Annotated in this window: 12 protein-coding genes; all 12 read left to right on the top strand. The window is 29.2% G+C overall.

Features of this window, described 5'->3' with window-relative positions:
- Positions 1-478, top strand: a 478-nt coding sequence (locus BUA48_RS13640; protein ID WP_143147727.1) for a dTDP-glucose 4,6-dehydratase, incomplete at its 5' end; no start/stop codon positions are given.
- A 31-nt stretch (positions 479-509) separates the two neighbouring features.
- Entirely contained in the window at positions 510-1,133 is a 624-nt protein-coding gene (locus tag BUA48_RS13635; RefSeq protein ID WP_072832617.1) for a CatB-related O-acetyltransferase, read from the top strand.
- On the top strand, positions 1,130-2,512 hold the full coding sequence (locus tag BUA48_RS13630; RefSeq protein ID WP_072832616.1) for an MATE family efflux transporter: 1,383 nt from the start codon (positions 1,130-1,132) through the stop codon (positions 2,510-2,512). Before BUA48_RS13635 ends, BUA48_RS13630 begins: the two co-directional genes overlap by 4 nt.
- A gap of 34 nt (positions 2,513-2,546) precedes the next feature.
- Entirely contained in the window at positions 2,547-3,413 is an 867-nt protein-coding gene (gene rfbA, locus BUA48_RS13625; RefSeq protein WP_072832615.1) for a glucose-1-phosphate thymidylyltransferase RfbA, read from the top strand.
- Positions 3,414-3,522: 109 nt separating this feature from the next.
- Entirely contained in the window at positions 3,523-4,374 is an 852-nt protein-coding gene (gene rfbD, locus BUA48_RS13620) for a dTDP-4-dehydrorhamnose reductase (protein WP_072832614.1), read from the top strand.
- 322 nt (positions 4,375-4,696) lie between these two features.
- Positions 4,697-4,924 carry a DUF1659 domain-containing protein gene (locus tag BUA48_RS13615; protein ID WP_072832613.1) on the top strand — a complete coding sequence of 76 codons (228 nt, stop codon included), beginning with the start codon at positions 4,697-4,699 and terminating at the stop codon, positions 4,922-4,924.
- A 106-nt stretch (positions 4,925-5,030) separates the two neighbouring features.
- Entirely contained in the window at positions 5,031-5,255 is a 225-nt protein-coding gene (locus BUA48_RS13610; protein WP_072832612.1) for a DUF2922 domain-containing protein, read from the top strand.
- Positions 5,256-5,481: 226 nt separating this feature from the next.
- Positions 5,482-6,510: a glycosyltransferase family 2 protein gene (locus tag BUA48_RS13605; RefSeq protein WP_072832611.1), complete on the top strand. Its 1,029-nt coding sequence runs from the start codon at positions 5,482-5,484 to the stop codon at positions 6,508-6,510.
- Positions 6,511-6,595: 85 nt separating this feature from the next.
- The gene (locus BUA48_RS13600; RefSeq protein WP_072832610.1) at positions 6,596-8,122 is read left to right on the top strand and encodes a lipopolysaccharide biosynthesis protein; all 1,527 of its coding nucleotides are present in this window, start codon (positions 6,596-6,598) and stop codon (positions 8,120-8,122) included.
- Positions 8,123-8,444: 322 nt separating this feature from the next.
- Entirely contained in the window at positions 8,445-9,125 is a 681-nt protein-coding gene (locus BUA48_RS13595; protein ID WP_072832609.1) for a hypothetical protein, read from the top strand.
- Positions 9,126-9,146: 21 nt separating this feature from the next.
- Positions 9,147-9,611: a hypothetical protein gene (locus tag BUA48_RS13590; protein ID WP_072832608.1), complete on the top strand. Its 465-nt coding sequence runs from the start codon at positions 9,147-9,149 to the stop codon at positions 9,609-9,611.
- A 510-nt stretch (positions 9,612-10,121) separates the two neighbouring features.
- Positions 10,122-12,473 (top strand): bifunctional diguanylate cyclase/phosphodiesterase, encoded by a 2,352-nt coding sequence (locus BUA48_RS13585; protein ID WP_072832607.1) that lies wholly within the window; start codon positions 10,122-10,124, stop codon positions 12,471-12,473.
- Positions 12,474-12,567: the final 94 nt, after the last annotated feature.

The raw sequence follows: 12,567 nt of genomic DNA, 5'->3' as shown, positions 1-12,567 counted from the left end.
ACCATATCAATTCCCAGAAAAATTAATACCATTATTAATTAATAACTGCTTAAGTCATAAGGACTTACCAGTATATGGGGATGGAATGAATATAAGAGACTGGCTATATGTTGAAGATCACTGTAAGGCAATCGATATGGTTATAAACGGTGGCAGATTAGGTGAAGTTTATAATGTAGGTGGTCATAATGAAAGAACTAATATTCAAATAGTTAAAAAGGTTATTTCTTATTTAAATGAAAATGTAGATAAGGAAGTAACAGAGAATCTTATAAAATATGTTGAAGACAGAAAAGGCCATGACAGAAGATATGGAATCGATCCTACTAAGATAAAAGATGAACTAGGATGGTATCCAGAGACTACTTTTGAAGTAGGGATTGAAAAGACTATAAAATGGTATTTAGATAATAAGGAATGGATGAACAATGTAACATCTGGAGATTATCAAAACTACTATAATAATATGTATAAATAAAAGAAATTAACATTTGATTAGGAGTGATCATATGTATTTGAAAAATATTATAAAGCTATATATGTTTAAAAAAAAATGGCGAAAATTAAATATACATAATGGAACATCAGCAAATAATATATTTGATGAAAATATAGTTGAAGTTGGGATACATAGTTATGGCTCACTAAATGTAAGTATATGGGGTTCTGAAAATGAAAGGTTAACTATAGGAAACTATGTTTCTATAGCTAATGGCGTTAAGTTCATATTAGGTGGAAATCATAATATAACTACATTTTCTACATACCCATTTAAAGTTAAGATGCTAAGAGAAAATACAGAGGCTTGGAGTAAGGGGCCTATATTAGTGGAAGATGATGTTTGGATAGGAACTAATGCATTAATTTTATCAGGAGTGAAGATTGGTAAAGGTTCCATTATTGCAGCAGGGAGTGTTGTGACTAAAGATGTAGAACCCTATACGATAGTAGGAGGAAATCCAGCTAAATTTATTAAATACAGAATAGATAAGGCATTTATACCTAAGCTTCTTGAGTTAGATTTAAGTACTATAACCCCTGAGTTTGTTGAGAAGAATAAAGATAAATTATATGAACAGCTAGATAGTGAAAATCTAAATGAATTAATTAAGGAATTAGGGCTAAATAGATGAATTTAAAAAAAGGAATTTTTATAGTTTTAATAGCTAATATAATAAATGTAATTATAAGCATGGGTAACAATCTATTACTACCTAGATATTTAAGTATAGAATCCTATGCTAATATAAAAACATACTTTTTCTATTTGTCATACGTAGGAATTTTGTGTTTAGGTTTTTTAGATGGTATGTATATAAAATATGGTGGGTGTGAATGGAATAAGATAGATAAAAAAGAATTTAAATTTGAATATTTATTTTTATTGGTTTTACAAATATTTATTTGTGTAATTATATATGTTATTGGATGCTTTAATCAAAGTGTGATAATAAAATTAACAGCAATAACAATTTTACCTTTAAATATGATAGGTTTTCATAAGCTTATGTATCAAGCAACTGGAAGATTTGATAAATATTCTAGAATAACTAACTTTTTAAGCATATCAGTTTTTGTTGGAAACATGGTATTGATTTACGTATTTAAGACAGACGTATATTATGCATATATACTAATAAATACGGTTATGTATATGATTATATTTATTGTTCTATCTATTGAAATTAGTAAGTTTCTAAAAGGAATAAAGGTTCAAGGTAAAATAAAAATATTGCTAAATAATTTCAAAGTGGGAATATTTATAATGATTGGAAATTTTGCATCCATAATGTTTTATGCAATAGATAGATGGTTTGTAAAGCTAGTATTAAATATTAATGATTTTGCATACTACTCCTTTGCTATCTCTATGATGTCTCTTATCAATGTATTGATAAGTTCGGTTTCAATGACGTTATATAATTACTTAGCTCAAGATGAAAATAAAGCAAAGGTAAAAAAACTAAAGAATACACTGCTGTTGTTAGGAACATTATCAAGTTCAGCATATTTTGTGTTTTCAATAATAGTAAAACTATTTATTGGTAAGTATGAACCTGCTTTGAGTGTTATAGCAATTTTATTTGTAGGATATCCATTTATTATTATTATCAATGCTCTATACGTGAATTTATATAAGGCTAGAAAAGAAGAACGTAAATATTTTAAAACAGTAGTATATATGTTAATTATGACTACCATACTTAATTTTATTGCTATTGTTATTAATAGGAGTAATATTAGTATAGCTATTGCAACTACTATTTCATTTGTAATATGGTATGTATATTCAATGAAAGATTTTGAATATTTAAAGGCCTCTAAGAAAGAAATTATATATTTAACAATAGTTTCAGGTGTTTTTTTAATTACGGCACATATGAGTAATGTAATTATAGGTATGGGTGTATATATGTGTATATTAATTATCATGAACATTATTTTTTATAAAGTAGATATATTAGAAGCACTAAATATGATAAAAAAAGTTATTATAAAAAGAAAAGAATAAAATTGAAAGGTTTTATTAATGGAGAGGTACTAATATGAAAGGTATTATATTAGCAGGGGGATCAGGGACAAGACTTTATCCTGTAACTAAGGCAATGTCTAAGCAAATGGTTCCTATATATGATAAACCAATGATTTATTATCCTATGTCTGTATTAATGCTAGCAGGTATAAGGGATATATTAATTATATCAACAGAGAGAGATTTACCCCATTTTGAGGAGTTGTTTGGAGATGGATATGATTTGGGATTACATATAGAATATGAGGTTCAGAAGGCTCCAAATGGATTAGCAGAGGCATTTATAATTGGAGAAAAGTTTATAGGCGATGATAATGTTGCTATGATCTTAGGAGATAATATTTTCTGGGGTCAAAGCTTTAGTAATCACTTAAAGAGTGCAGCTGAAATCAAAAATGGAGCTTACATTTTTGGGTACTATGTTCAGAATCCAAATGCTTTTGGGGTAGTTGAATTTGATGATAATGGAAATGTAATTTCATTAGAGGAAAAACCAGAACAGCCTAAATCAAAATATGCGGTTCCAGGGTTATACTTTTATGATAATACAGTTATTGAAAAGGCTAAAGCACTTAAGCCATCTGAAAGAGGTGAGCTTGAAATTACTGATTTAAATAAGGTTTACATGGAAGAGAAAAGTCTTAAGGTTAATTTACTAGGACGTGGAATGGCATGGCTTGATACAGGAACTCATAGTTCAATGCTTCAAGCATCAAATTTCGTTGAAGCTGTTCAAAATACTCAAGGAACTTACATAGCTTGCTTAGAAGAAATATCTTATAAGCAAGGTTGGATATCTTCAGAAAAGGTGAAAGAGTTAGCGAAGCCTTTAATGAAGACAGGCTATGGAAAATACTTAATGGATATAATATTAGAATAGTAAGATGTAATTATAAAAGATGTAGTTAGTAATTAGTTTTAACTTATTATAAATTACGTCTTTTATTTTATGTTACAATATCTTAAATAACATTTATAAGGAGTTTATCATGAGGATTTTAATTACTGGTGCTAATGGTCAGCTTGGTTCTGAGCTTGTTGCTTTGATAAATGGGTTTGGTGATAAGTATGATGTTTTGGTTATGGGGTCAAGGGAATTAGATATAGCAAATAGTAAGTTAGTTAATGAGGTCATACTTAGTGAAAGACCTGAGGTTGTTATAAATTGTGCTGCTTATACTAAGGTAGATGATTGTGAAGTTAATAAGGATTTAGCTTTTAGAGTTAATACTTTAGGTGCTAGGAATTTAGCTATAGCTTGTGATAAGGTTGGTGCTAAGTTAGTTCATGTATCGACGGATTATATTTTTGATGGTGAATGTGAAGAGGATTTAAGAGAATATGATATAACAGGTCCTACTAGTGTTTATGGCAAGACTAAGCTTATGGGTGATGACTATGTAAGGAATTTTTGCAGAAGTCACTTTATTATTAGGGTTGCTTGGGTTTATGGTAAAGTTGGCAAGAATTTTGTATATACTATGATGAGGTTAGGTAAGGAAAATGGAGTGGTCAATGTTGTTGATGACCAAATCGGCAATCCAACTTACACTAAGGATTTAGCTTTACATATATTAAAACTTATTGAAACTGAGGAGTATGGAATATATAATTGCACAGGCGATGGTAGATGTTCGTGGTATGACTTTGCTTGTAAGATAATGGAGTACTCAAAGATAGATTGCAAAGTGAATGCTGTTACTTCTGAGGAGTTTAAGACTTTAGCTAAGAGACCTAAGTATTCGGCGCTTGATAATATGATGTTAAGAGCAACAATAGGTGATGAAATGAGACCTTGGGAAGAAGCCTTAAGAGAATTTATTGAAGAGATTAAAGAATAAAAAAATAGTAGCCCGATTCCATGCGCAAGTGGGAAGGCTACTATTTTTAAGAAAATTAAAAATATAGTGATACCAGTTGCCTAAGCAACTGAGATTATATAATTGAGGGGATTAAGACATATTTGCGTATGTTTTAGTTTCCTATTTTTATTTTTCTACTATTTTAATTAAATGTAAATTACCATGCTAGTAATATCAATGGTTTACAGCAGTTTATATAACTCTTCATATCCCCTTTCTTAAATAATTTTAAAAAACTTTACTAAATTACCGCCCCTTTTCTGGATGTGTACATATTTACATTGTGAAAGGGGTTGATAACATGGCAATTAAGAATTTAAAGATTGAAGCTGGTTTAGTTCTTACTTACAAAGATGGTAGAACAGAGGATGGTAAGGACAAATTAAAGAGTACTAAGTTTTCTAAGGTGAAGACTGATGCAACGGATGAAGCTATTTATGCAGTAGGTATGGCTATTGGAGCTGTAATGAGCAAAGAGGTTGTAAGGGTTGAAAAGGATGAAACAAGTGCTCTTGTAGAGCAGGCTTAGGTATCACAATAGCCTGGGAAATAATTGAAGGTGCTTAAGATCTAGTATGTGCCAGTGGCTTAGGTGTCACTGGTAATCTTTAAAGTTTATTGAGGAGGTATTTAGTATGGGTAAGGATTTAGTTATGGTTTTCATTAATGATGCAACTAAGAAGGTTACTATAAGGGTTAAGGATGTTAAGGCAGACCTTTCAGTAGCTGCGGTAAATTCTTTAATGGATACTATTGTAGCTAAGGATGTTTTTAGACTAAATGGTGGTTCTTTAGTTAGTAAAGAGTCTGCTAAGTTAGTTGAAAGCACTCAAGAACCAATTGAAATGTTAACGGTATAAGACTATTATTAACATTGTGTAATATGTGGCTCACCTTTGATTAGGTGGGCTTTACTTTTATAGATTTTTAAAATTAACTATGATATAATTTGTTGGTATATAATGCAATATGCTTTAAATGTACCGTGAAAATTAGTATAAGTTATATGTTTTATGTTTAGAATATTGCATTTTAGCAAAACATAATCTTATACAAAATATGTAGTAGAGAGGATAAAGAAAGATTATGAGTGATACATTAATTACTGTAATTATACCTGTATATAATGCAGAAAAGTATTTGGGTAGAGGTATTGACTCTGTTCTTAAGCAAACATATGAGAATTTTGAACTTATATTAGTTAATGATGGTAGTAAGGATTCTTCTTTAGAGGTTTGTAATAAGTATGTTGAAAAGGATTCAAGAGTTAGAGTAATTTCTCAAAAGAACAGTGGGGTTAGTGTTGCAAGGAATACTGGTATTAAGGCTGCAAGTGGTAAGTATCTTACTTTTATAGATAGTGATGATTATATAGAACTTGATTTTTTAGAGAAATCCATGAAGTATGTTGAAGAGGTAGGTGCAGAGTTTTACATTGGCGGGTATTTTGAGGATATATATACCGATGATAAATTAATTAGTACTTCAAAAAGCATGGGCCCAGGTGACGTTGAGACTGTAGATACATTGATTCATAATGTTTTTAATGGATATCCTGTTGAGTGTATTCAAACTTGCTGGGGAAAATTATATTTAAAGGATATTATAGATAAAAATAATATTAAATTTGCTCATGATATTAATATGGGTGAGGATCAGATATTTAACTACCAATATTTATTGCAGTGTAATTCTGTGATTTTTGATGATAAATGTTATTATCATTATTTAAGAATTAATGAGGGATCTTTAACTTGTAGATATTATAATAATATTTATGAGATGAGTCGAGAAATTGCAAGGGCGCTGTATAATCTTAAGCCTGTATTATCTGATGAAAATAAAGTGTATATGGATTTGTATGCTGGAAGAAAGGTATTTACTTGTATTCAGTATATGTTTAGTTATGCTAAGGATTTAGATTACAATACAATTATTGAAAAGATAAAAGAGGTTAGAGAGGATTTCTTTGTTAAGAATCTAATGCAATACATTGATAGTTTTAAAAAGCGTGAGAAGCTTACTTTGATTTTATTGAAGTATAATATGATACATGTTATATATGGCATGTATAGTTTAAGTACGAGTTTACATAATATGAAGAACAAAAAATAGTATAATTTAGGTTCATAATTGGATTGAACTGAGTTTTATTCGGGGCGGTTATGGGTGTAGAATTATTATGGAAGGTTAGAGTGATATGAGAACTAAAAAAGCGATGCTTAATAGTGTGGTTAATATGTCAACATATGTAGTTAATATGTTGCTAAATTTTGTTATAACCAGTTTGTTTTTAAGAAAGTTAGGTAATGATCTTTATGGATTAAATGGCTTATATTCAAGTATATTAAGTTACCTTTCTCTGATGGAGCTTGGTATTGGGGTTGCCATTGTATTCTCCTTATATAAACCTTTTGCTGAGGATAATAAAGAGAAGGTAAAAGGGTATCTTGATTATTATGGTAAGTTTTATAGGACCATTGGTGCTATTGTTCTTGTAGTTGGTATATGTATGATTCCTTTTTTACAGTTTTTCATAAAAGGGGAAATCAATTTATTAGATGCTAAGTTATATTTCTTCCTTATACTTATTAATACTGCTATGAGTTATATGTTTTCTCATAAATTATGTATTATTAATGTTGCTCAAGAGGGATATATAGTTTCTAGTGCTGTTACAGCATCTAAGCTTGTTATAAGTTTATTACAGGTTATAATGTTTTCCTTCTATCCAAGTTTTTATATTTATATAATCATTCAAATTGTAGTTAATTTAATATACTATATTTCATTGAATATTTATATTAATAAGAAGTATGCTTGGCTTAAGGATGTAAAGGGTAGAATAGATAATATTGAGAAAAGAGAGTTATTAAAGAATATAAAATCTTTATTTATGCATAAGATAGGTTCTATATTGGTATTTAGTACTGATAACTTGGTTATAAGTGGATTCCTAAATTTAACTGTAGTTGGTATTTATAATAGCTATAACTTAGTTATCTCAGGAATTCAAGGGGTTATATCTAGTGCTATAGCTGGTATTACTCCTAGTATAGGGAACTTGCTTGCAGAGGATAAGATGGATGCTGCATATAGTGTGCATAAGAAGCTTTTCTTTTTAAGTTTTTGGATTGCATCCTTTGTTGGAATTTCCTTGGTTAATACTTTGAAGCAGTTTGTTATTTTATGGGTTGGTCCTAAACAGGTTTTAGATACTTTTACTATAATACTTATTATAATAAACTTCTATATAACCTTAATGAGATCTTCTACTGAGAGATTCCAAGAGGCATCTGGACTTTATTATTATGATAGATATGCACCTTTAATTGAGGGTGGTATTAACCTAGTAGCATCAATATTCTTTGTTAAGCTTATAGGACTTTCTGGTGTTGTATTAGGAACGGTGATAAGTAATATTGCTGTTATTTGTTGGGTTAAACCTAAGATTGTTTATAAGTATTTATTTAAAAAGCCTTTAAAGGAGTATTTTAATATGTATTTTAAGGGTTTACTTATAGCTTTAATACCGCTATTTATAACTTACAATCTTACATCTAGTATAAAGCTTGCCAATAGTATACCTATGTTTATTTTAAATTGTTTTATAAATATAGCTGTAATTAATGCTTTCTACTTACTTATATTTTGGAGAAGTGAAGAGTTTAAGTATTTTAAGGATTTGGTTTTAGGTATGCTTAAGAAGAAGTTTAAAAGGGTATAGTATTAATATATTTTAAGTATAATGTAGCTCACCTTTCATTAGGTGGGCTTTACTTTTATGCTTTTTACATGAGATGAACTCTAGAGAGGGGCATATGTAGAAAATTGATGTATATTTACTTTATGAAAGGATCTATTTTATAATGGCTTCTTTTTATTGTAATTTTATAGGACATAATATTTAACTACATATGAATTTAAGGGTATTTTTATGGAATTATAGACTCTGCTTGTAGTATAATATGAATATATAGCTCAGGGGACTCTCTAAGAAAAAAGAAGGGAGTGAGCTATACAAAGTGAAGAAAGAAGGGGTGCCTTGTATGAATTTGTATAATGGAACTGATAATGATATTAACATTATTGATTTATCGGCTGTTAAGTTTAATAATAACGTAAATAATTGTACTTTATTAAGGGAAGATAACTACATAGTTAAGGTTATAAAACAGGATCAGCCTCTTAAGGTACATGAGAATTCAATTAATAAGTCCATAGGTAGTTATGATGATATAGAGATTTTTATGCCTAATCTTGCATTAGTTAATAAATTGGATGTACCAACTGATTTAGAAAAGGATCACGTTGTTATAGTTTCTCAGTATTATGCTAATGTTGCTGCAAATTTAAATCATGGTATTTTACCTTATTTATATACTACTTATGGTAAGGTGAAGGATAAGAATAATAAGATTGTGGGTTGTTTAGGATTACAGAAGGTTCACTTAGCTTATCCTAGTAATAAGATTGAGTCTATAAATACTCCTCAATATCTAATTAATAGGTTATCTTATTGTATTAAAAATAGAAGAAGTAATCCTTCAGAGGTGGTTTTAGCTTTAAGAATTTTATTATCTAACTATGAGGAGATTGTAAAGGTTATTGATAAGGAAATTGTTAATGAGGAACTAAGAAATGCTTTACTTTACTTTGAAGATAATAATTTGAAGATTGGTTTAACAGAGAATAAGTTACTTGAGAAGTATCTTGTATATTCTGTGTAATTTAATAGGAGTAGGTTATTCATGGGAAGAGTTTTAAAACCGACTTTATGGTATAATGCAAAGTTAAAAGAGTATCCTAGATTGAATATGCATTCAATGAATCTTAAGGCTCTAGAGAGTTTTGTGGAGTTTTTAGAGGAGAAGGGAATGTATATTGGTGTCATTGAAAGTGGAAGGGATGAGGATAAGTTCACTTCTATTTACAATAATACTTCTATGGATAGAAAGCATTGGGTATGTGACATTAAATTCTTTAGTGATGGAACCTTTGCAAGTGATGTGGAGGTTTTATGTAAGGAGAAGATGAACACTTCTGGTAAGCTTTATGAGAATGAGAAGTTTGCTAAGGTTTTGGGTGTTTTAACTGGTAGGGGCATAGAGCTGGGTAACTATGCTACAATTAAAGAAAAATTAGATTTTATAGGCTTTACTACTGCTTTAGAGGAGCTTAGTAGAGCTATAGAGATATATAAGATTTTTAGGTAAAAGCTATGTGTAGAATTCAAACTACACATAGCTTTTGTTATTTGGAGGAATTTTTAGTGCTTTTACTATATAGTCTTATTGTTTATAGGACTTTAGTTATTTTTGCTCAGAGAATTTTACTCTTTATAAGAGTTTTATTATTTTAAAACAGAGAATTTTATTACTTAGATGATTTTAGTTATTATAAAAGAGAGCATAAAGAAATACATAGGTGTAGTTAATAAGAAGTTGAAATCTAAAATGCTTATATAGAATTCAGTTTTTATGAAATAGAACAGTAATTACATTAGGGAGTATAAAGTGAAAGTTAACATAAATTTAATTGTAATTATATAAATTATGTAAGAAAATATAGTGGTTATATACAAATAATACATATTTATAAGAAAAAAATACACTAAATTTACAAAAATGGGTGAATGGCAAATAAAAGTGCATTATTGGTGGGATAAATGTCGTAATTATTATAAAATATGTAACGAGGACAAATTTATTTTGGAGGAAGATATAATGAACATTAGGCTAAAGTACAAAGACAAAGAAAAGAGTATGAGGAATATGTGTAAAGGAGAATGGTGGAAATTTAATAAGAAAGGAGTTATAGCTAATTATACTGAGAAAGAATTTAATAATTTAATAAATTTTTGTATATTGATTATTGTCGGAATATTTGTTCTTATTGTTGGTATATATATAAATATTTTTAATGGAGCATTGAATGATTACATGGAAGGAACTTTACATGAACTAGCAAAGGAAAATGCAGCTATAGTTAAAAAGCAAATTATGATGGATATGGAGACATTGGAGGTTGCTTCGAAAATTATGGAATCAAAGGGAAATCAAAGTCAAAATAGATTTGTAGCAAGCATAAATGGAAGTAAAAGAATGGGTGTATTTAAAGAGGTGGGCTTATCAGATTTAGAAGGTAACGCAGTTACTACTCTAGTTGATCATGTTAATATAGGGGATAGAGATTATTTTAAAGAAGCACTTCAAGGCAAAAGTAATGTTTCAGGTGGTATTGTAGATAGAACAGATTTTAAGGAAATTATAATATATTCAACTCCTGTATATAAAGATGGAGAAATAGTAGCAGTTATTTTTGCAACTAATAATATAGAAGATTATAGTAGAATCTTAGATTTAAATATTTTTGAAAAAAGTGGATATACTCATGTTGTTAAGAGTAATGGTGATTATATAATTAAATCCACATATAAGGATGATGAGGAATATAAAAATTTATTCTCAGAAATGAGAGCTAGAACAATTGGCGTGTATGATGAAGAAGATATACATGGCATGGAGAATCATGTAAAAATCCAAAAAAGTGGAGTTATTGAAGTTGAAATTGAAAAGGGAAAAAGATATGTAAGCTTTGCACCGATATATATTAATGACTGGTACGTGATTTTTGTAGTACGTAAAAACTTAGTAATGGAGAAGTTAATGAGTACTTTTAATTTAGCCTTTTGGAGCTTTATATTAATCCTTGTGGGTTATATAGGAGTTCTTATATATTTAATGAGAAGTAATGGGAAGAATAAATTAAATCTTAAGCGACTTGCATATGTAGATGAGATTACTATGCATGCAAACTATAGGAAAATGACTATAGAGGTTAAGGAAATCTTAGATAATGCCAAGGATAAAAGATATGCTTACTTAGTTTTTGATATTGATAAATTTAAGGATATTAATGATTTATATGGATATGAGCAAGGAAGCACGGTACTTAAGCAAATTATAGATAGAATAGGTAGATCATTATTCTATGATGAGAGGATTGCTAGAATATATAATGATAAATTTGCAGTGCTAATAAGATATTTTGATAAAGGTTCCTTAGCTAAAAGGATTAAAGATGTGTATGAGAGAGTAATACTACAAGGAGATATAATAGTATCAACATTTGTTATGTCAACAGGAGTATATGTAATAGAGGACAATTCTGAAAGTATAGATGATATAAGAGATAAGGCAAATCTAGCACGTAAGACAGTTAAAAATAGTCATAAAAGTTCCATGGAATTTTATGATGAGAAGCTTGTAAATAAAATGCTGTATGAGCAGGAAGTTACTAATGAGATGCAAGATGCTCTAAAAAATGATGAGTTTAAAATATATATGCAACCTAAGTATGATTTAAAGACTAAAAAACTTTGTAGTTCGGAAGCATTAATAAGATGGGAGCATCCCCATAAAGGAATTATTCCAGCAAGCAGATTCATACCTATATTTGAAGATAATGGATTTATAAAGGAAATTGATTTATATGTATTTGAAGAGGTGTGTAGGAGACTAAATGAATGGATAGGGTGTGGGTTAACCCCAACTATAGTATCTGTTAATCTATCTAGGGTTCATATGTTTGATAGATATATACCTGAGAAGTTAGAATTTATAGCAAAGAAGTATTTAGTGAATCCAGAGATGATAGAATTAGAGATTACAGAAAGCGTAGTTTTAGATAAGTCAAAGGACTTAATATATATAATAGAAAAGATGAAGATGATAGGGTTTAGAATTGCAATGGATGACTTTGGGACAGGATATTCATCCCTAAATTTACTTAAGGATTTACCTATAGATGTTCTTAAGTTAAATAAAGAGTTCTTAGGGAGCGGTGGTACATCCTCAAAGGGACTGTTAGTAATTAAGGATATTATAGTTATGGCGAAACATTTAAACTTAGAGGTAGTAGTAGAAGATATAGAAACAGAGGAGCAGTATGAACTTTTAAAGAGCATGGATTCTGATGTAGGACAAGTGTTCCTGTTCTCTAAAGCTGTAACTATGAAAGAATATGAGAAAGTATTGCGTGATAGCTTAACATGGAAGAGGGAAGATAAAAATTAAAATAACAGGAAGAAAAGATTTAGGGGATAGATGTAGGGATAAGAAGGTAAGGTATTTAGATTAGAGAAAAACTAAAAGAGGAGAGCTTTAAAAG

Source organism: Clostridium collagenovorans DSM 3089, assembly GCF_900130005.1.
Lineage (GTDB): Bacteria > Bacillota > Clostridia > Clostridiales > Clostridiaceae > Clostridium_D > Clostridium_D collagenovorans.
This window is presented reverse-complemented; position numbering and strand designations above follow the sequence as displayed.